The organism is Pseudomonas sp. UF-293, from assembly GCF_058245595.1.
Window position 1 is genome coordinate 60,875 of record NZ_JBSICA010000002.1, and the last position, 21,137, is coordinate 82,011.

The 21,137-nt window shown below is 59.6% G+C and carries 17 protein-coding genes; 16 read left to right on the top strand and 1 reads right to left on the bottom strand.

Going from position 1 to position 21,137, the window contains the following annotated elements:
• Positions 1-2: 2 nt before the first annotated feature.
• The 16 genes from rseP to ispD all read left to right on the top strand — a co-directional run bounded on the left by rseP (position 3) and on the right by ispD (position 20,016).
• The gene (gene rseP, locus AC4IHP_RS02670; protein WP_434767867.1) at positions 3-1,355 is read left to right on the top strand and encodes a sigma E protease regulator RseP; all 1,353 of its coding nucleotides are present in this window, start codon (positions 3-5) and stop codon (positions 1,353-1,355) included.
• 74 nt (positions 1,356-1,429) lie between these two features.
• Entirely contained in the window at positions 1,430-3,820 is a 2,391-nt protein-coding gene (gene bamA, locus AC4IHP_RS02675; protein WP_460124467.1) for an outer membrane protein assembly factor BamA, read from the top strand.
• Between the two features lie 45 nt (positions 3,821-3,865).
• Positions 3,866-4,369, top strand: coding sequence for an OmpH/Skp family outer membrane protein (locus AC4IHP_RS02680; protein WP_003222140.1), 504 nt, complete (start codon positions 3,866-3,868; stop codon positions 4,367-4,369).
• A 3-nt stretch (positions 4,370-4,372) separates the two neighbouring features.
• Positions 4,373-5,428, top strand: coding sequence for a UDP-3-O-(3-hydroxymyristoyl)glucosamine N-acyltransferase (lpxD, locus tag AC4IHP_RS02685; protein ID WP_490830818.1), 1,056 nt, complete (start codon positions 4,373-4,375; stop codon positions 5,426-5,428).
• Positions 5,429-5,533: 105 nt separating this feature from the next.
• On the top strand, positions 5,534-5,974 hold the full coding sequence (gene fabZ, locus AC4IHP_RS02690; protein ID WP_016771469.1) for a 3-hydroxyacyl-ACP dehydratase FabZ: 441 nt from the start codon (positions 5,534-5,536) through the stop codon (positions 5,972-5,974).
• The gene (gene lpxA / locus AC4IHP_RS02695) at positions 5,971-6,747 is read left to right on the top strand and encodes an acyl-ACP--UDP-N-acetylglucosamine O-acyltransferase (RefSeq protein ID WP_016771468.1); all 777 of its coding nucleotides are present in this window, start codon (positions 5,971-5,973) and stop codon (positions 6,745-6,747) included. The genes fabZ and lpxA overlap by 4 nt, the downstream gene beginning before the upstream one ends.
• A gap of 2 nt (positions 6,748-6,749) precedes the next feature.
• Complete coding sequence (gene lpxB / locus AC4IHP_RS02700; protein WP_490830819.1) at positions 6,750-7,880, top strand: lipid-A-disaccharide synthase; 1,131 nt, start codon at positions 6,750-6,752, stop codon at positions 7,878-7,880.
• A gap of 11 nt (positions 7,881-7,891) precedes the next feature.
• Positions 7,892-8,518, top strand: coding sequence for a ribonuclease HII (gene rnhB / locus AC4IHP_RS02705; RefSeq protein ID WP_016771466.1), 627 nt, complete (start codon positions 7,892-7,894; stop codon positions 8,516-8,518).
• Positions 8,519-8,594: 76 nt separating this feature from the next.
• Entirely contained in the window at positions 8,595-12,116 is a 3,522-nt protein-coding gene (gene dnaE / locus AC4IHP_RS02710; RefSeq protein WP_460124476.1) for a DNA polymerase III subunit alpha, read from the top strand.
• 139 nt (positions 12,117-12,255) lie between these two features.
• Positions 12,256-13,203, top strand: a complete 948-nt coding sequence (locus AC4IHP_RS02715; RefSeq protein ID WP_108225216.1) for an acetyl-CoA carboxylase carboxyltransferase subunit alpha — start codon at positions 12,256-12,258, stop codon at positions 13,201-13,203.
• A 131-nt stretch (positions 13,204-13,334) separates the two neighbouring features.
• Positions 13,335-14,663: a tRNA lysidine(34) synthetase TilS gene (tilS, locus tag AC4IHP_RS02720; RefSeq protein ID WP_490830820.1), complete on the top strand. Its 1,329-nt coding sequence runs from the start codon at positions 13,335-13,337 to the stop codon at positions 14,661-14,663.
• 274 nt (positions 14,664-14,937) lie between these two features.
• Positions 14,938-16,569 carry a CTP synthase gene (pyrG, locus tag AC4IHP_RS02725; protein ID WP_016771462.1) on the top strand — a complete coding sequence of 544 codons (1,632 nt, stop codon included), beginning with the start codon at positions 14,938-14,940 and terminating at the stop codon, positions 16,567-16,569.
• 4 nt (positions 16,570-16,573) lie between these two features.
• Entirely contained in the window at positions 16,574-17,419 is an 846-nt protein-coding gene (gene kdsA, locus AC4IHP_RS02730) for a 3-deoxy-8-phosphooctulonate synthase (protein WP_460124482.1), read from the top strand.
• A gap of 155 nt (positions 17,420-17,574) precedes the next feature.
• Positions 17,575-18,864 (top strand): phosphopyruvate hydratase, encoded by a 1,290-nt coding sequence (eno, locus tag AC4IHP_RS02735; RefSeq protein WP_041478121.1) that lies wholly within the window; start codon positions 17,575-17,577, stop codon positions 18,862-18,864.
• A 169-nt stretch (positions 18,865-19,033) separates the two neighbouring features.
• On the top strand, positions 19,034-19,312 hold the full coding sequence (ftsB, locus tag AC4IHP_RS02740; RefSeq protein ID WP_007964293.1) for a cell division protein FtsB: 279 nt from the start codon (positions 19,034-19,036) through the stop codon (positions 19,310-19,312).
• Complete coding sequence (gene ispD / locus AC4IHP_RS02745; RefSeq protein WP_460124486.1) at positions 19,309-20,016, top strand: 2-C-methyl-D-erythritol 4-phosphate cytidylyltransferase; 708 nt, start codon at positions 19,309-19,311, stop codon at positions 20,014-20,016. Before ftsB ends, ispD begins: the two co-directional genes overlap by 4 nt.
• A gap of 132 nt (positions 20,017-20,148) precedes the next feature.
• Here ispD and AC4IHP_RS02750 read toward each other — a convergent pair whose 3' ends face one another.
• Positions 20,149-21,045 carry a LysR family transcriptional regulator gene (locus AC4IHP_RS02750; RefSeq protein ID WP_490830821.1) on the bottom strand — a complete coding sequence of 299 codons (897 nt, stop codon included), beginning with the start codon at positions 21,043-21,045 and terminating at the stop codon, positions 20,149-20,151.
• Positions 21,046-21,137: the final 92 nt, after the last annotated feature.

The window sequence follows — 21,137 nt, forward strand, 5'->3', positions numbered from 1 at the left end:
AGATGAGCGCGCTCTATATGATTGCCGGCACCCTGATCGCCTTGGGTGTGCTGGTCACCTTCCATGAATTCGGCCACTTCTGGGTCGCGCGTCGCTGTGGCGTCAAGGTTCTGCGGTTCTCTGTGGGATTCGGCATGCCGCTGCTGCGCTGGCACGACAAGCAAGGCACCGAGTTCGTGGTCGCCGCGATCCCTCTGGGCGGCTACGTCAAGATGCTCGACGAGCGCGAAGGCGAGGTGCCGGTTGATCAACTCGATCAGTCGTTCAATCGCAAATCGGTACGTCAGCGTATTGCCATTGTCGCTGCCGGTCCGATTGCCAACTTTCTGCTGGCGTTAGTGTTCTTCTGGGTCTTGGCGATGCTCGGCAGCGAGCAGGTGCGTCCGGTCATCGGCGCGGTCGAGTCTGGCAGCATTGCCGCCAAGGCGGGTCTGAACGCTGGCCAGGAGATTGTCTCGATCGATGGCGAGCCGACCTCGGGTTGGGCTGCGGTCAATCTGCAACTGGTGCGTCGTCTCGGTGAGAGCGGTGCAATTCAATTGCTGGTGCGCGAGCAGGGTTCGACGGCAGAATCGCCGCGCACGCTGGCACTGGATAACTGGCTCAAAGGTGCCGACGAGCCGGATCCGATTCGCTCGCTGGGTATCCGTCCCTGGCGTCCGGCCTTGCCGCCGGTGCTTGCCGAGCTCGATCCGAAAGGCCCGGCTCAGGCGGCGGGGCTGAAAACCGGCGATCGCTTGCTGGCGCTTGATGGTCAGCCGCTGGATGACTGGCAACAAGTGGTCGATACCGTTCGTACGCGTCCTGATACCAAAATCATGCTGCGCGTCGAGCGCGACAGTGCTCAAATCGACGTCCCTGTGACGCTGGCGGCGCGCGGTGAAAGCAAAGCGCCAAGCGGTTATCTGGGCGCTGGCGTGAAAGCTATCGATTGGCCGCCGGAAATGATCCGCGAGGTCAGTTATGGCCCGCTGGCCGCGATTGGCGAGGGCGCCCGTCGCACTTGGACCATGAGCATTCTGACGCTGGATTCACTGAAGAAAATGCTGTTCGGCGAGCTCTCGGTAAAAAACTTGAGTGGACCGATAACCATTGCTAAAGTGGCGGGCGCTTCTGCCCAGTCGGGCGTCGCTGATTTCCTGAATTTCCTTGCTTATCTGAGTATTAGCCTGGGCGTTCTGAATTTGCTGCCCATTCCTGTACTGGATGGGGGGCATTTGTTGTTTTATCTGATCGAGTGGGTGCGTGGTCGCCCCTTGTCGGATCGGGTGCAAGGTTGGGGGATACAGATCGGTATCAGTTTGGTGGTCGGGGTGATGTTGCTTGCTCTGGTCAACGATCTGGGTCGACTGTAACGCTTCGCTGAATTGCGAATCTGCCGCATTTTGCGGCAGTTTGTTTATTGCCAGTTGGAATAAGAAAGGACTTCATGAAACGTCTGCTGCTAACTGCGGTTCTCACCGTATTGATGATCGCCGAAGTTCACGCCGAGTCCTTCACTATCTCTGATATTCGCGTCAATGGCCTCCAGCGGGTCTCCGCGGGTAGCGTCTTTGGTGCCTTGCCGTTGAACGTCGGCGAGCAGGCGGATGATCGTCGCCTGGTGGAATCCACTCGTGCGTTGTTCAAAACCGGTTTCTTTCAAGATATCCAGCTGGGCCGCGAAGGCAACGTTCTGGTCATCACCGTGGTCGAGCGTCCATCGGTCGCCAGTATCGAGATCGAAGGCAACAAGGCCATCTCTACTGAAGACCTGATGAAGGGCCTCAAGCAATCCGGTCTGGCCGAAGGCGAGATCTTCCAGCGCGCCACCCTCGAGGGTGTGCGTAACGAACTGCAACGTCAGTACGTCGCCCAGGGGCGCTATTCGGCTACCGTCGACACCGAAGTGGTTTCGCAGCCGCGTAACCGCGTGGGTCTGAAGGTGAAGATCAACGAAGGTACCGTCGCCGCCATCCAGCACATCAACGTGGTAGGCAACACGGTTTTTCCTGAGGAAGACCTGACCGACCTGTTCGAGCTGAAAACCACCAACTGGCTGTCGTTCTTCAAGAACGATGACAAATATGCCCGCGAAAAACTCTCCGGTGACCTGGAGCGTCTGCGTTCCTACTATCTGGACCGCGGCTATATCAACATGGACATCGCTTCGACCCAGGTATCGATTACCCCGGACAAGAAGCACGTCTATATCACCGTCAACGTCACCGAAGGCGAGAAGTACACCGTTCGTGACGTCAAGCTCAGCGGTGACCTGAAAGTCCCTGAAGATCAGGTCAAGTCGCTGTTGCTCGTGCAGAAAGGCCAGGTGTTCTCGCGCAAGCTGATGACCACCACCTCTGAATTGATCACCCGTCGTCTGGGCAACGAGGGCTATACCTTCGCCAACGTCAACGGCGTGCCTCAGCCGCACGATGATGACCACACTGTGGACATCCTCTTCGCTGTCGATCCGGGCAAGCGTGCCTATGTCAACCGCATCAACTTCCGTGGCAACACCAAGTCCGAGGACGAAGTGCTGCGTCGGGAAATGCGTCAGATGGAAGGCGGCTGGGCTTCGACCTACCTGATCGACCAGTCCAAGACCCGTCTGGAGCGTCTGGGCTTCTTCAAGGAAGTCAACGTTGAAACGCCGGCCGTGCCAGGTGTCGATGACCAGGTTGACGTCAACTACGCCGTTGAAGAACAGGCTTCCGGTTCGATTACCGCCAGCGTTGGTTTCGCGCAGAGTGCCGGTCTGATCCTCGGTGGTTCGATCACCCAGAACAACTTCCTCGGCACCGGTAACCGCGTCAGCATCGGCCTGACGCGCAGCGAATACCAGAGCCGCTACAACTTCGGCTACGTGGACCCGTACTGGACCGCCGATGGCGTGAGCCTGGGTTACAACGCGTTCTATCGCACCACTGACTACGACGAACTCGACACCGATCTTTCGAGCTACGCGGTAGACAGCCTGGGCGCCGGTGTCAACGTCGGCTACCCGATCAGTGAGACTTCGCGTCTGACCTTCGGTGCTTCCGTTCAGCAGGACGAAATCAGTACCGGTAGCTACACCGTCGACGAGATTTTCGACTTCGTTAACAAGGAAGGCGACAAATACCTGAACTTCAAGGCGTCTGCCGGCTGGTCCGAATCCACCTTGAACAAAGGCGTACTGCCGACCCGTGGCCGGTCCCAGAGCCTGACTCTGGAAACCACCATCCCGGGTAGCGACCTGTCCTTCTTCAAGCTTGATTACCGTGGCCAGCTGTTCCAGCCGATCACTGAAAACTACACCATGCGCCTGCACACCGAACTGGGTTATGGCGACGGTTACGGTTCGACCGACGGCTTGCCTTTCTATGAAAACTACTATGCGGGTGGCTTTAACTCCGTACGTGGCTTCAAGGACAGCACGCTGGGTCCACGCAGTACACCGAGCCGCGGTGCAGCTGTAACGGGTAACTCGGGTACACTTGCCGATCCGGATCAGGATCCGCTGCCATTCGGTGGTAACGTGTTGATTCAAGGTGGCGTTGAAGTGTTGTTCCCGCTGCCGTTCGTGAAAGATCAGCGTTCTCTGCGGACCTCGGTGTTCTGGGACGTGGGTAACGTATTTGATTCCAAGTGCGACAAGACGACCAACGCGAGCGCGGGTTCGACGTCCAGCACTCAGTGCAACGACATCAGCCTGAGCAACATGGCCAGTTCCGTAGGTGTCGGCGTGACCTGGGTCACCGCACTGGGGCCTTTGAGCTTCGCCCTGGCGATGCCGGTCAAGAAACCGGATGACGCTGAAACTCAAGTGTTCCAATTCTCCCTCGGCCAGACGTTCTAAGCGTCTGACCCAAGATAACGACAATGGATTTTGTAGGAGTGCATCGTGCGTAAGTTGACTCAATTGGTTCTCCTGGCCTCCGTACTGGTGGCAGGCCCGGCGTTCGCCGACATGAAAATTGCCGTGCTGAACTATCAGATGGCACTGCTGGAATCCGACGCGGCGAAGAAGTACGCCGTGGATGCCGAGAAGAAGTTCGGCCCGCAGCTGACCAAGCTGAAAACCCTGGAAAGCAGCGCCAAAGGCATTCAGGACCGTCTGATGGCCGGTGGAGACAAGATGCAGCAGGGCGAGCGTGAGCGTCTGGAGCTGGAATTCAAGCAAAAGGCCCGTGACTTCCAGTTCCAGTCCAAGGAACTGAACGAAGCCAAAGCCGTGGCTGACCGCGAGATGCTCAAGCAGCTGAAGCCGAAGCTGGACAGCGCCGTGGAAGAAGTCATCAAGAAAGGTGGTTTTGACTTGGTGTTCGAGCGTGGCGCAGTCATCGATGTCAAACCTCAGTACGACATCACGCGCCAGGTTATCGAGCGCATGAATCAGCTGAAGTAACCCATGACCGTGACTATCAGGCTCGGCCAGTTGGCCGAGCACCTCGGCGCCACCCTGCGTGGCGACCCCGAGGCGCAAATTACTGGGCTAGCCACTTTGCAAGAGGCTGGCCCAGCTCAGTTGAGCTTTCTGGCAAATCCCCAATACCGCAAATACCTGGCCGGTTCGCAGGCGGCAGCGTTGCTGCTCAAAGAGGCCGATGCCGAAGGTTTTGCCGGTAACGCACTGGTGGTGCCGGACCCTTATCTGGCCTACGCGCGTATCTCGCACCTGTTCGATCCAAAGCCGAAGGCTCCTGCGGGTATTCATCCGACAGCGGTGATCGCGGCGGACGCGGTGGTTGACCCGAGTGCCAGCATCGGTCCGTTCGTGGTGATCGAACCCGGCGCGCGCGTTGCTGCACAGGTCACGCTGGGCGCGCATTGCGTGGTCGGCGCGCGCAGCGAAATCGGTGAAGGCGGCTGGCTGGCTCCGCGCGTGACGCTGTATCACGATGTGCGCATCGGCAAGCGTGTGGTTATTCAGTCCGGCGCAGTGATCGGCGGTGAGGGCTTCGGCTTCGCCAACGAAAAAGGCGTATGGCAGAAAATCGCCCAGATCGGTGGTGTGACCATCGGCGATGATGTCGAGATCGGCGTGAACACCGCCATCGACCGCGGCGCTCTGGCCGATACCGTGATTGGCAATGGCGTCAAGCTCGACAACCAGATTCAGATCGCACACAACGTCCAGGTCGGTGACCACACCGCCATGGCCGCGTGCGTCGGCATTTCCGGCAGCACCAAAATCGGCAAGCACTGCATGCTCGCCGGTGGTGTCGGTCTGGTCGGCCACATTGATATCTGCGACAACGTTTTCCTGACCGGAATGACCATGGTGACCCACTCGATTACCGAGCCGGGCGCCTATTCTTCCGGTACAGCCATGCAACCGGCGGCCGAATGGCGCAAAAGCGCGGCCCGTATCCGTCAGCTCGATGACATCGCGCGGCGGTTGAAACAGCTGGAAAAGCGCGTAGGGGAAGTGACCCCTGACGGCAATGCTTCATCTGATGGCTGATACCATTTCCATATCAAGTGTGCACAGCCTCTAGACTGCCTCCTTGATTTGCTAGAGGAGTGCGCGTCAGTCGCGCTCCCAATCTTTACATAGGCTTTCCCCTGAATGATGGACATCAACGAGATTCGCGAATACCTGCCTCACCGTTACCCGTTCCTGCTGGTGGACCGGGTGGTGGAACTGGACACTGAAGGCAAGCGAATTCGCGCCTACAAGAATGTCAGCATCAATGAACCGTTCTTCAATGGTCACTTCCCAGCGCATCCGATCATGCCGGGCGTGCTGATCATCGAAGCGATGGCTCAGGCTGCCGGGATCCTCGGTTTCAAGATGCTCGACGTCAAACCGGCCGACGGCACCCTGTATTACTTCGTCGGTTCCGACAAGCTGCGCTTCCGCCAGCCAGTCAAGCCGGGCGATCAGTTGATCCTTGAAGCGACCTTCATCAGCTGCAAGCGCAAGATCTGGAAGTTCGAGTGCCAGGCTTCGGTGGACGGCAAGCCGGTCTGCTCGGCAGAAATCATCTGTGCGGAACAGAAAGTATGAGTTTGATTGACCCTCGCGCAATCATCGATCCGTCCGCCGTTCTGGCTGACGGCGTCGAGGTCGGCCCGTGGTCGATCATCGGCGCAGGTGTGGAAATCGGCGAGGGTACCGTGATCGGGCCGCACGTGATCCTCAAAGGGCCGACCCGCATTGGTAAGCACAATCGCATCTACCAGTTTTCTTCGGTAGGCGAAGACACCCCGGATCTGAAGTACAAAGGCGAGGAAACCCGCCTGGTGATCGGCGACCATAACGTCATCCGCGAAGGCGTGACCATCCACCGTGGCACCGTTCAGGACCGTTCGGAAACCACCCTGGGTGATCACAATCTGATCATGGCCTATGCCCACATCGGCCATGACAGTGTCATCGGCAACCACTGCATTCTGGTCAACAACACTGCGTTGGCCGGGCATGTACACGTTGACGACTGGGCGATCCTCTCCGGTTTCACCCTGGTGCATCAGTACTGCCACATCGGCGCCCACAGCTTTTCCGGCATGGGCACGGCGATCGGCAAGGATGTTCCGGCGTTCGTCACCGTATTCGGTAACCCGGCCGAAGCGCGCAGCATGAACTTCGAAGGCATGCGCCGTCGCGGTTTCAGCGAAGACGCGATTCATGCGCTGCGCCGCGCCTACAAAACTGTCTACCGCCAGGGCCTGACGGTCGAGCAGGCGCTGGCCGAACTGGCCGAGCCGTCTGCGCAGTTCCCTGAAGTCGCCGTGTTCCGCGATTCGATCCAGGCGTCGACTCGCGGCATCACCCGCTGATCATGGCCAGTCTGCGTATTGCGCTGGTGGCGGGTGAGGCTTCCGGTGACATTCTCGGCGCTGGCCTCATGCGTGCGCTCAAGGCTCAGAACCCGGCAGTCGAGTTCATTGGCGTCGGCGGTCCGTTGATGCAGGCCGAAGGCCTGACTTCGTACTTTCCCATGGAGCGCTTGTCGGTCATGGGCCTGGTCGAGGTTCTTGGTCGTCTGCGTGAGTTGCTCAAGCGCCGCAAAGACTTGATTGCCACGCTGATCGCCGCCAGACCGGACGTGTTCATCGGTATCGATGCGCCGGATTTCAACCTCAATATCGAACTCCAGCTGCGCCAGGCCGGGATCAAGACCGTGCATTACGTCAGCCCGTCGGTATGGGCGTGGCGTCAGAAACGGGTGTTGAAGATCCGCGAAGGCTGCGATCTGATGCTGACCCTGCTGCCGTTCGAAGCGAAATTCTACGAAGAGAAAGGCGTGCCGGTGCGTTTCGTCGGCCACACCTTGGCCGATACCATTCCGCTGCAAGCTGATCGCGCCGCCGCCCGCGCCGAGCTGGGTTTGCCCGACGGTCCGCTGGTGGCATTGATGCCCGGCAGTCGTGGCGGTGAAGTCAGTCGCCTCGGCGCGTTGTTCCTTGATACTGCCGAACGGCTGCGCGGCATGCGTCCGGGCGTGCGCTTTGTCATCCCCTGCGCCAATCCGGAACGCCGCGTGCAACTCGAAGCGCTGCTGGCCGGCCGGGATTTGCCGGTGACTTTGCTTGATGGCAAATCGCATCTGGCCCTCGCCGCGTGCAACGCCGTGTTGATCGCGTCAGGCACGGCTACCCTTGAAGCACTGCTGTACAAGCGGCCGATGGTGGTGGCGTACCGGTTGGCGCCGCTGACGTTCTGGATTCTCAAACGCATGGTCAAGAGCCCGTACGTGTCGCTGCCCAACTTGCTCGCCCAGCGCTTGCTGGTGCCGGAGTTGTTGCAGGATGATGCGACTGTCGAGGCCTTGGCGCAGACACTGTCGCCATTGATCGATGGCGGCGAGGAACAGACCCGCGGCTTCGACGAGATCCACCGCACGCTGCGGCGCGATGCTTCCAATCAGGCGGCGCAAGCCGTCCTTGACCTGATCGGCAAACCACAATGAGCAAGACAAGCATGCAAATGGGCCTGGATTTCACTCTGGTTGCCGAAGTCGAAGAACTGGTTGCCGGTGTCGATGAAGTCGGTCGTGGTCCGTTGTGCGGTGCGGTGGTGACAGCTGCGGTAATTCTCGATCCGAACCGGCCGATCCTCGGCCTCGACGATTCGAAAAAGCTCACCGAAGCCAAGCGCGAAAAGCTCTATGACGAGATCTGCGAAAAGGCCCTGAGCTGGTGCATCGCCCGCGCCGAAGTCGAAGAAATCGACGATCTGAATATCCTCCACGCGACCATGCTGGCCATGCAGCGCGCGGTTGCCGGTCTGCATATTCAGCCGAAACTGGCGATGATCGACGGCAACCGCTGCCCGCATTTGCCGATGCGTGCCGAGGCGGTGATTCAGGGCGACGGCAAGGTGCCGGCGATCGCGGCGGCGTCGATTCTGGCCAAGGTCAGTCGTGATCGCGAAATGGCGGCGTTCGAATTGATCTACCCGGGTTACGGCATCGGCGGCCACAAAGGCTATCCGACGCCCGTTCATCTGGAAGCACTGGCGCGGCTCGGCCCGACGCCGATTCACCGCCGCTCGTTCGCCCCGGTGCGCCTGGCTTACGAGGCGCGGGAAAGCCTGACGCAGGTTTAGGCGCAAGGCTGATGTTTTATTCGAGGCCCGGTACAATCCGGGCCTCGTTGTCTCTATGTAACTGGACAGGATCACTATGCCGGCTTCATTCGTTCATCTACGCCTGCACACTGAATACTCCCTGGTCGACGGGCTGGTGCGGATCAAGCCGCTGGTCAAAGCGCTGACTGCCATGAACATGCCGGCGGTCGCGGTCACCGACCAGAACAACATGTGTTCCCTGGTCAAGTTCTACAAAAACGCCATGGGTGCCGGGATCAAGCCGATCTGCGGCGCCGACCTGTGGCTGGCGAACAAGGACCCGGACGCACCGCTGAGCCGCCTCAGCCTGCTGGTGATGAACGCTCAGGGGTATCGCAATCTCACCGAACTGATCTCGCGGGGCTTCATTGAAGGCCAGCGCAACGGCATGGTCATCGTCGAGCGCGAGTGGGTGGCGGAGGCCAACGAAGGCCTGATCATGCTGTCCGCCGCCAAAGAAGGCGAGATCGGCATGGCGATGATCGGCGGCAATCCGGCGGAAGCCGAAGCGCTTGCGCGTGAGTGGATGGCGGTGTTCCCGGATCGCTTCTATCTGGAGATCCAGCGCACCAACCGCCCCAACGACGAAGAACAACTGCACGGCGCCGTGGCGCTGGCCGACAAGCTTGGCGCACCGCTGGTGGCGACCAACGATGTGCGCTTCATCAAGCAGGAAGACTTCGCCGCGCACGAAACCCGTGTGTGCATCGGTGAAGGCCGCGCCCTCGACGACCCGCGTCGGTCCAAGAATTACAGCGATCAGCAATACCTGAAAAGCGCCGAGGAAATGCTCGAGCTGTTCAGCGATATTCCCGACGCTATCGAAAACACCGTCGAGATCGCCAAGCGCTGCAACATCGAAGTGAAGCTGGGCACGCACTTCCTGCCCAACTTCCCGATTCCCGATGGCATGACCATCGACGAATATTTCCGCAAGGTCTCTTTCGAAGGTCTCGAAGAGCGCCTGTCGGTGCTGCTGCCCAAGGACACCACCGAAGACTACGAAGCCAAGCGCCAGGTCTATGTCGACCGCTTGAATTTCGAGCTGGATATCATCATCCAGATGGGCTTTCCCGGTTACTTCCTGATCGTGATGGACTTTATCCAGTGGGCCAAGAACAACGGCGTACCGGTGGGGCCGGGTCGTGGGTCGGGTGCCGGATCGCTGGTGGCTTACGTACAGAAGATCACCGACCTCGACCCGCTGGAATACGACCTGCTGTTCGAACGTTTCCTCAACCCGGAACGGGTCTCGATGCCCGACTTCGACGTCGACTTCTGCATGGACGGTCGCGACCGCGTGATCGACTATGTGGCCGAGAAATACGGCCGCAATGCGGTAAGCCAGATCATCACCTTCGGCTCCATGGCCGCCAAGGCTGTGGTCCGTGACGTGGCGCGAGTGCAGGGCAAGTCCTACGGCCTGGCGGATCGTCTGTCGAAGATGATTCCGTTCGAAGTCGGCATGACCCTGGAAAAAGCCTACGAGCAGGAAGAGATCCTGCGTGACTTCATCAAGGTCGATGAAGAAGCGGCGGAAATCTGGGAGATGGCGCGCAAGCTCGAGGGCGTGGTGCGTAACGTCGGCAAACACGCCGGTGGTGTGGTGATCGCACCGACCAAGCTGACCGACTTCTCGCCGATCTATTGCGACGAGGCCGGCGACGGTCTGGTAACCCAGTTCGACAAGGACGACGTTGAGGCCGCCGGTCTGGTGAAGTTCGACTTCCTCGGTCTGCGTACGCTGACGATCATTGACTGGGCGCTGAAAACCATCAATCGCGACCGCGCCAAGGTCAACGAGCCGCCGCTCGATATCGCCTTTATTCCGCTGGACGACAAACCGACCTACCAACTGCTGCAAAAAGCAGAAACCACGGCGGTGTTCCAGCTTGAATCCCGGGGCATGAAGGAGCTGATCAAAAAGCTCAAGCCCGACTGCCTGGAAGACTTGATCGCACTGGTGGCACTGTTCCGTCCGGGGCCGCTGCAATCGGGCATGGTGGACGACTTCATCAACCGTAAGCACGGTCGCGCCGAACTGGCCTATCCGCACTCCGACTACCAGTACGACGGCCTCAAGCCGGTACTGGCACCGACTTACGGCATCATCCTGTATCAGGAACAGGTGATGCAGATTGCCCAGGTCATGGCCGGTTACACCCTCGGCGGTGCGGACATGCTGCGTCGGGCGATGGGTAAGAAAAAGCCTGAAGAAATGGCCAAGCAGCGCGGCGGTTTCATTGAGGGTTGCGCGACCAACGGCATCGACGCCGATCTTGCCGGTAACATTTTCGATCTGGTGGAAAAATTCGCCGGTTACGGCTTCAACAAATCCCACTCCGCCGCTTACGGTCTGGTGTCATACCAGACCGCTTGGCTGAAAGCCCATTACCCGGCGCCGTTCATGGCCGCGGTGCTCTCGGCGGATATGCACAACACCGACAAGGTCGTGACCTTGATCGAAGAAGTGCGGACGATGAAGCTGCGCCTCGACGCGCCGGATGTGAACACTTCGGAGTTCAAGTTCACGGTGAACGACGACGGCCGCATCGTTTACGGCCTCGGCGCGATCAAAGGCGTCGGTGAAGGTCCGGTGGAAGCGATTACCGAAGCTCGTCAGGCCGGCCCGTTCAAGGATCTGTTCGATTTCTGCGCGCGGGTCGATCTCAAGCGCATCAACAAGCGCACCCTCGACGGCCTGATCCGCAGCGGCGCGCTGGATCGTCTCGGCCCGTATTTCCACGACGAGCAAAAGGCCTATCAAGCCAACATCGACCGTAACCGCGCGGTACTGCTGGCGGCGATGGAAGAAGCGATCAAGGCTGCCGAGCAGACCGCGCGTACCCACGACAGCGGCCACGCCGACCTGTTCGGCGGCTTGTTCGTCGAAGAAGATGCCGACGTTTATGCGTCCCATCGCAAGGCCAAGGAACTGACCCTCAAGGAACGCCTCAAGGGTGAAAAAGACACCCTGGGCCTGTACCTGACCGGTCACCCGATCGACGAATACGAAGGCGAGATCCGCCGTTTTGCCCGTCAGCGCATCATCGACCTGAAACCGGCGCGCGACACACAGACGGTGGCAGGGATGATCATTGCCCTGCGCGTGATGAAGAACAAGAAGGGCGACAAGATGGGCTTCATCACCCTCGACGACCGCTCCGGGCGGATCGAGGCGTCGCTGTTTGCCGATGCGTTTCATTCGGCGCAGTCGCTGCTGCAGACCGACGCGATGGTGGTGGTTGAAGGCGAGGTCAGCAACGACGACTTCTCCGGCGGCCTGCGCCTGCGGGTCAAGCGGGTGATGAGCATGGAGGATGCGCGGACCAATCTGGCCGAGAGTCTGCGCTTGAAGCTGCACACCCAGGATTTGAAAGGCGATCAGCTACGCTGGTTGGGCGAACTGCTCAAGCGTCATCGCGGCGCGTGCCCGGTGACCATGGAGTACACCAGCCCCGACGCGAAGACCTTGCTGCAGTTCGGCGAGACCTGGCGGATCGACCCGGCGGATACGTTGATTCAAGCCCTGCGTGACCAGTTCGGGCGAGACAACGTCTTCCTCCAATACCGTTGACCGGCAGGTGCCATCATTGCGCTTGCCCGCAACCTGGATTTTTAATCTCGACCTCAGCGCGCCTCTCCCTTAAGGTAGGGCGCGAATAGACAACCGGCCGGCCCAAGCTCATTTGGGACACGACCCAAGACGGACGCCTATGAACCCGAATTTTCTAGATTTCGAACAGCCGATCGCCGACCTGCAAGCCAAGATCGAAGAGTTGCGCTTGGTCGGTAATGACAATTCGCTGAATATCGGCGATGAGATCTCCCGCCTGCAGGACAAGAGCAAGACGCTGACCGAAGACATTTTCGGCAAGCTGACTAGCTGGCAGATCGCACGCCTGGCGCGTCACCCGAAACGTCCTTACACCCTCGATTACATCGAGCACATCTTCACTGAGTTCGACGAATTGCACGGCGACCGTCACTTCTCCGACGACGCTGCCATCGTTGGTGGTATCGCCCGTCTGGAAGATCAGCCGGTGATGATCATCGGTCACCAGAAGGGCCGTGAAGTGCGCGAGAAAGTCCGCCGCAACTTCGGCATGCCGCGTCCGGAAGGCTACCGCAAGGCCTGCCGTCTGATGGAGATGGCCGAGCGCTTCAAGATGCCGATCCTGACCTTCATCGACACCCCGGGTGCCTACCCTGGCATCGACGCTGAAGAGCGCAACCAGAGCGAAGCGATTGCCTGGAACCTGCGCGTGATGTCGCGCCTGAAGACTCCAATCATCGCCACCGTTATCGGTGAAGGTGGTTCCGGTGGTGCACTGGCCATCGGCGTTTGCGATCAGCTGAACATGCTGCAGTATTCGACCTACGCGGTGATCTCGCCGGAAGGTTGCGCATCGATTCTGTGGAAAACTGCCGAGAAAGCGCCGGATGCTGCTGAGGCGATGGGCATCACTGCCGAGCGCCTGAAAGGCTTGGGCATCGTCGACAAGGTGATCAGCGAGCCACTGGGCGGCGCGCACCGTGATCCGGCTGCTGCCGCCGCTTCGATCCGTGCCGAGCTGAGCTCGCAGTTGGCGATGCTGAAGAAGTTCGATAACGAAGCGCTGCTCAAGCGCCGTTATGATCGTCTGATGAGCTACGGTCTCTAAGTCGAGCGCAATACCCATGTGGGAGCGGGCTTGCTCGCGAAAGCGGTATCACAGTCGACGAATGTGTTGAATGTTGAGACGCCTTCGCGAGCAAGCCCGCTCCCACATTTGATTGGGGCATAGAGGCGGATATGAGTCAGCGTTCGATGGATTTGCCTTCACGGCTTCTGCTGAACCTTGAGCCCTGGCGCCACGCCGCTCACTGGCGCATCGCTTTCTCCGGCGGTCTCGATTCCACCGTCCTCTTGCATCTGCTCGCCACTCTGGCGAAAAGCCAATCCCTCCCAGCGCTAAGCGCCATCCACATCCATCATGGCCTCCAGGCTGCGGCCGATGCGTGGCCGCAACATTGCCAGGCGGTTTGCGATGCGCTGGATGTTCCGTTGCGCGTGGAGCATGTGACGGTGCAGTCGGGGGCGAGCATTGAGCGGGCGGCGCGGGATGCGCGTTATGCGGTGTTCAGTTCACTGACACAGGCCACTGACGTGCTGCTGACCGCTCAGCACCGCGACGATCAAGCGGAAACGCTGCTGTTTCGGCTGTTGCGCGGTGCCGGTGTACGCGGACTCGGCGCAATGCCGCAGCGGCGCCCAGTGGGGCAGGGCACGCTGGTTCGACCGTTGCTCGACGTCAGCCGCGCCGAGCTGGAAAGTTATGCACAGGCGCATCAGTTGCGCTGGATTGAGGACCCGTCGAACCAGGACCGGCAGTTTTCGCGCAACTATCTGCGCCATCAAGTCATGCCGGTTCTCACCGAGCGCTGGCCGCAAGCACAGGCGAGCATGGCGCGCACGGCTGGGCATCTGCGTGAGGCGCAGGGCTTGCTCGATGAGCTGGCGCAGATCGATCTCGCACAAGCCGAAACGGTCCATGAATTCGCTTGGCTGGGTGTGCCATCCCTGGAGCTGACATCATTGAGGGCATTGTCTGACGCACGCCAGCGAAATGCCCTCAGCCACTGGCTCGAACCGTTGACCCGGCTGCCAGATGCTGACCATTGGTCGGGTTGGACAACGCTGTGCAATGCCGGCGCCGACGCTTCACCGATCTGGCGTCTGGCCGACGGAGAGCTGCACCGCAGCGTCGGTCGCGTCTGGTGGCTGAGCGGCAATTGGTTGCGCACGCCAGTGAGCGGCTTCGACTGGCAGACCCCGACTTCAGCGCTACGCTTGCCGGATAACGGACGCGTCATGCTCCACGGGCATGCTCCATCCGGGCCTTTGCGTATTGCCTACCGGCAGGGCGGTGAGGTCATGCAACTGGCCGAGCGCGGCAGCCGTGATCTCAAGCGTCTGCTCAACGAGCGCGCGGTACCGGCCTTCGTGCGTGGCAGATTGCCGCTGCTGTTTCGTGGCGAAGAATTGCTCGCGGTGGCGAACCTGCCGGGTCTGGATGGTCAGATACACGAAGGCTGGACATTGCACTGGCAGCCAAGTGGTGAAGATCTGGGTTTGAGCTGAAAGGAGCATTCCGGTAGACTACGCTCCCTTCTTGATACAACTTCTGTGGATTCGCCTGAATTGCAGGAGTTGCCGATTACCAAGCAGTCTTTGCTGGGCGATTCCAAAAAATGTGTAGCGAGCAACGTACCGGTGTTTCATCTGCCGGTCTGTCACAACGCGGCGGTTTTTTCGAAAGGTGCACTGTGATTAATGCAGGTGATCGGGGGCTTCGGCCTTCCTTCGCTTTCCCCGGCGGCTCGTTCCGCTTTAACGCAGACTTCTAGGGTTTTTCATGACGCGCTACATATTCGTCACGGGCGGTGTTGTTTCTTCATTGGGGAAAGGCATTGCCTCGGCTTCATTGGCGGCTATCCTGGAGGCGCGGGGGCTTAAGGTCACCATGCTGAAGCTGGATCCGTACATCAACGTCGATCCAGGCACCATGAGTCCGTTCCAGCACGGTGAAGTGTTCGTCACCCACGACGGCGCCGAGACCGACCTGGATCTGGGGCACTACGAGCGGTTCATCCGCACGACCATGACCCAGAACAACAACTTCACCACCGGCCGTGTCTACGAGCACGTGCTGCGCAAAGAGCGCCGTGGCGACTATCTGGGTGCAACCATCCAGGTGATCCCGCACATCACCGACGAAATCAAGCGCCGCATCATCAAGGGTGCCGGTGACGCAGACGTGGCGATGGTCGAGATCGGTGGCACCGTCGGTGACATCGAGTCGCAACCATTCCTCGAAGCCATCCGCCAGTTGCGTTTCGAAGTCGGCGCCAAGCGCGCGATGCTGATGCACCTGACGCTGGTGCCGTACATCGCCACCGCTGGCGAAACCAAGACCAAGCCGACCCAGCACTCCGTCAAGGAACTGCGTTCGATCGGTCTGCAGCCAGACGTGCTGGTGTGCCGTTCCGATCACCCGATCGACGTGTCCTCGCGTCGCAAGATCGCGCAATTCACCAACGTTGAAGAGCGTGCGGTGATCGCCCTGGAAGACGCCGATACCATCTACAAGATCCCGGGCATCCTGCATTCGCAGGGTCTGGACGATTTCGTCGTAGAGCGTTTCGGTCTGCAGTGCGGCAGCGCCGACCTGTCCGAGTGGGACGCAGTGGTCGATGCCAAGCTGAACCCGGAACACGAAGTGACCATCGCCATGGTCGGCAAGTACATGGAACTGCTCGACGCCTACAAGTCGCTGATCGAAGCGATGAGCCATGCCGGCATCAGCAACCGCACCAAGGTCAACCTGCGCTACATCGATTCCGAAGACATCGAGAACCAGGGCACTGCGCTGCTCGAAGGTGTCGACGCGATTCTGGTGCCGGGCGGCTTCGGTCTGCGCGGCGTGGAAGGCAAGATCACTGCCGTTCAGTACGCTCGCGAAAACAAGGTTCCGTACCTCGGTATCTGCCTGGGCATGCAAGTAGCGGTCATCGAGTTCGCCCGTAACGTGCTGGGCTGGAAAGATGCCAACTCCACCGAGTTCGATCGTGCCAGCGGCCATCCGGTTGTCGGTCTGATCACCGAGTGGGAAGACGCCACCGGCGCTGTCGAAGTGCGTACCGAAGCGTCCGATCTGGGCGGCACCATGCGCCTCGGCGCGCAGGATTGCCTGCTCGAGCCGGGCTCCAAAGTGCACGATTGCTACGGCAAGGATGTGATCGTCGAGCGTCACCGTCACCGTTACGAAGTGAACAACAACCTGCTGCCGCAGATCATCGAAGCCGGCCTGAAAATCTCCGGTCGTTCCGCCGATGCTGCGCTGGTCGAAGTGGTAGAAGCGCCGGATCATCCATGGTTCGTCGCTTGCCAGTTCCACCCTGAGTTCACCTCGACCCCACGCGACGGTCATCCGCTGTTCAGCGGTTTCGTCAAAGCCGCGTTGGCTCAACACCAGAAGAAGGCGTAACCCGATGGCACAGAAGATCATCCGCGTCGGCGACATCGAGATTGCCAACGACAAACCCATGGTGCTGTTCGGCGGCATGAACGTGCTGGAAAGCCGTGACATGGCCATGCAGGTTTGCGAAGAGTACGTGAAGGTCACCGAAAAACTCGGTATCCCATACGTGTTCAAGGCCAGCTTCGACAAGGCCAACCGGTCTTCTGTGACTTCGTATCGCGGTCCTGGCCTGGAAGAGGGCATGCGCATCTTCCAGGACATCAAGCAAGCCTTTGGCGTGCCGATCATCACCGACGTCCACGAGCCGGATCAGGCTGCGGTCGTCGCTGAAATCTGCGACATCATTCAGCTGCCGGCCTTCCTGTCGCGTCAGACCGATCTGGTCGTCGCGATGGCCAAGACCAATGCCGTGATCAACATCAAAAAAGCCCAGTTCCTCGCGCCTCAGGAAATGAAACACATCCTGAACAAGTGCGTCGAAGCGGGTAACGATCAGTTGATCCTCTGCGAGCGCGGTTCGAGCTTCGGCTACAACAACCTCGTGGTCGACATGCTCGGCTTCGGCATCATGAAGCAGTTCGAGTACCCGGTATTCTTCGACGTGACCCACGCGCTGCAAATGCCTGGCGGTCGTGCCGACTCCGCCGGTGGTCGTCGTGCCCAGGTTCTGGATCTGGCCAAGGCCGGCATGAGCCAGTCGCTGGCGGGTCTGTTCCTCGAAGCGCACCCGGATCCGGACAACGCCAAATGCGACGGTCCTTGCGCCTTGCGTCTGGACAAACTGGAGCCATTCCTGGCCCAGCTCAAAGCTCTGGATGAACTGGTGAAGAGTTTTCCGACGGTAGAAACCGCGTAACACTCGATTCTCCGGTAAAGTACCGCACGATTTGTCGCTCAGGCCCTCGGGCTTGAGCGCTGTCGTCTGCAAGTCTGCCCGCTGTACCTCGCTTGCCGACGATAAAGATTTCCTCTAGCTGCGTCGTTTTCGTCAACTTTGGAGTGTTTACAACAATGGCAAAAATCGTCGACATCAAAGGTCGTGAAGTTCTCGACTCCCGTGGCAATCCCACCGTGGAAGCGGACGTGCTTCTCGACAACGGCATCATCGGCAGCGCCTGCGCGCCGTCCGGTGCATCCACTGGCTCGCGTGAAGCACTCGAGCTGCGTGATGGCGACAAGAGCCGTTACCTGGGCAAGGGCGTGCTCAAGGCGGTAGCCAACATCAACGGTCCGATCCGCGATCTGCTGCTGGGCACTGACCCGAGCGACCAGAAAGCGCTGGACCAGGCGATGATCAAGCTCGACGGTACCGAAAACAAAGCGACCCTGGGCGCCAACGCCATCCTCGCCGTGTCCCTGGCTGCGGCCAAGGCGGCTGCGCAGGATCAGGACCTGCCGCTGTACGCACACATCGCCAACCTCAACGGCACCCCGGGTGTGTACTCGATGCCGGTACCGATGATGAACATCATCAACGGTGGCGAGCACGCCGATAACAACGTCGACATCCAGGAATTCATGGTCCAGCCAGTTGGCGCCAAGTCTTTCTCGGAAGGTCTGCGCATGGGCACCGAGATTTTCCATCACTTGAAAGCCGTGCTGAAGGCCCGTGGCCTGAGCACTGCCGTTGGCGACGAAGGCGGTTTCGCACCGAACCTGGCGTCCAACGAAGACGCGCTGAAAGTGATCTCCGAAGCTGTGGCCAATGCCGGTTACAAGCTGGGCACAGACGTGACCCTGGCGCTGGACTGCGCCGCGAGCGAGTTCTACGAAGACGGCAAGTACAACCTGTCCGGTGAAGGCCAGGTGTTCACTGCTGAAGGTTTCGCCGACTACCTCAAAGGCCTGACCGAGCGTTATCCGATCATCTCCATCGAAGACGGTCTGGACGAGTCCGACTGGGCCGGCTGGAAAATCCTCACCGACAAGATCGGCGAGAAGACCCAGCTGGTGGGCGACGACCTGTTCGTGACCAACACCAAGATCCTGAAAGAAGGCATCGATAAAAAGATCGCCAACTCGATCCTGATCAAGTTCAACCAGATCGGCACCCTGACCGAAACCCTGGAAGCCATCCAGATGGCCAAGGCTGCCGGCTACACCGCAGTGATCTCGCACCGCTCCGGCGAAACCGAAGATTCGACCATTGCCGATCTGGCCGTGGGCACCTCGGCTGGCCAGATCAAGACCGGTTCGCTGTGCCGCTCCGACCGCGTTTCCAAGTACAACCAACTGCTGCGTATCGAAGAGCAGTTGAACGGCAAGGCCAAGTACAACGGCCGCGCCGAGTTCCGCGGTTAAGCGCAACCTGATCAAAGGACACCGGATTGTGTCGGAAAAGTCGTGACAGCGATGGATTTGCCACTAATCTGATGCCTTAAGCACAAGCCTGGATCTTTCCAGGCTTCGTGCTATCAGATGCTGCAACATTATGCGTGGCTGTCTTTTTTCACTGGATACCTGATATTCGATGCGCAGTCCTTACTGGTTGTTTCTTGTTTTGCTCTTGCTGCTGGCCGGTCTGCAGTACCGCCTGTGGGTGGGCAATGGCAGTCTGGCGCAGGTCGCCGAGCTGAAACAGCAGATCGCCGACCAACATGCCGAAAACGAAGGCCTGCTGGAGCGCAACCGGGTGATGGACGCTGAAGTCAGCGAGCTGAAGAAAGGCATGGAGACCGTTGAAGAGCGGGCTCGTCACGAACTGGGCATGGTCAAGGACGGCGAAACCCTTTACCAGTTGGCCCAATGATCAATTCCCTGCCGGCCTTCTGGGCCGTGATTCCTGCCGCGGGCGTCGGTGCCCGAATGGCCGCGGACCGTCCCAAGCAATACCTGCAACTGGGCGGGCGCACAATTCTCGAACACAGCCTCGGCTGTTTCCTCGATCACCCGAGCCTCAAGGGCCTGGTGGTCAGTCTTGCTGTCGATGATCCCTATTGGCCGAATCTGGCGTGCGTCAACGATTCGCGCATTCAGCGGGTTGATGGCGGGGCGGAGCGTTCCGCTTCGGTGCTCAATGCCTTGCTGCACCTGCATGCGCAAGGTGCCGACGATGACGATTGGGTGTTGGTGCACGATGCTGCGCGACCGAATCTGAGTCGCGATGATCTCGACAAGTTGCTTGCCGAACTCGCGGAAGACCCGGTCGGTGGTCTGTTGGCGGTGCCCGCTCGCGACACGCTCAAACGCGTTGATAAAAACGGTCGTGTGGTTGAAACGGTGGATCGCAGCGTGATCTGGCAGGCATATACACCGCAGATGTTCCGCCTCGGTGCGTTGCATCGGGCGTTGGCCGACAGCCTGGTTGCGGATGCCGTGATAACAGATGAAGCTTCGGCGATGGAATGGGCCGGTCTGGCACCGCGTCTGATCGAAGGGCGGGCGGATAACCTCAAGGTGACCCGGCCGGAAGATCTGGAGTGGTTGCGCCAGCGGTGGGCGAATCGCCGCTGAGGTTTGTGGTCGCTGTGCCATTGCCTTCGCGAGCAGGCTCGCTCCCACAGTGGGAATACATTCAGCTGTCGAACTCGGTCAATTGTGGGAGCGAGCCTGCTCGCGAAAGCGGTCGCACAGGCAACCAATAACTCAAAGCTTGTACTCCGGCCTTTCAGCCAGCCCCACCTTCAAATAATCCACCAACTTGCGCACCTTCGGCGACAAATGCCGCTGCTGCGGATACAGCGCCCACACCGCCGTATTCGGCGGCTGATGCGCCTCGAGCAAGGAAATCAGCGCGCCACTGTGCAAATGCTCGAGCACGTAATAGTCAGGCAACTGACACAGACCGACACCCTGAAGCGCCGCATCCAGCACCGCCTGCCCACTGTTGCAACGCCAGTTACCTTGCACCCGCTGGGAAAACTCCCGTCCGTTCTGTTCCAGTTGCCAGATATCCGAACTGCCGATCAGGCAATTGTGCCGACTCAATTCCGACAGACTGTGTGGGCGCCCGTACCGTTCCAGGTAGGACGGCGATGCGCACAGGTACATTCTCCGTGGCGCCAGGCGTGTCGCAACCAAGCGTGAATCCTGTAGCCGTCCCAAGCGAATCGCCAGATCCAGCCCTTCATGCACCAGCTCCAGTTGGCGATTGCTCAGCTCGATATCGATACGCAGCTGCGGGTAAAGCCCCATGAAGCGAGTCACCAGCGGCACGATAAAGCGTTCGCCATAGGCCACCGCGCAGGTCATGCGCAGCATGCCTTTCGGTTCGCTGGTCAGATCGCCTACCGCGCGCAAGGCTTCTTCGCGACCGTCCTGCAGGCGCTGGCAATGTTGCAGGAAAGTCTGCCCGGCTTCGGTCAACGTAACTCGCCGGGTGCTGCGGTAGAGCAGGCGCGTCTGCAAACGCTCTTCGAGCCGTACGATTTGTCGACTGATGTGCGAGGAAGAAACTCCAAGACGCTCGGCAGCGGCGGTGAATTGGTTGCATTCGGCGACGGCAACGAACTCGTCGATGCCTTCCCAGCGGTTTTCCGACACTTGGATTATCCCTGTATGGCAATAATGTTTTGCTTTCGCCCGGATTATTCCTCAGAGCGCGCTGAACTACACTGTCTGTCTGCTTTTTTATT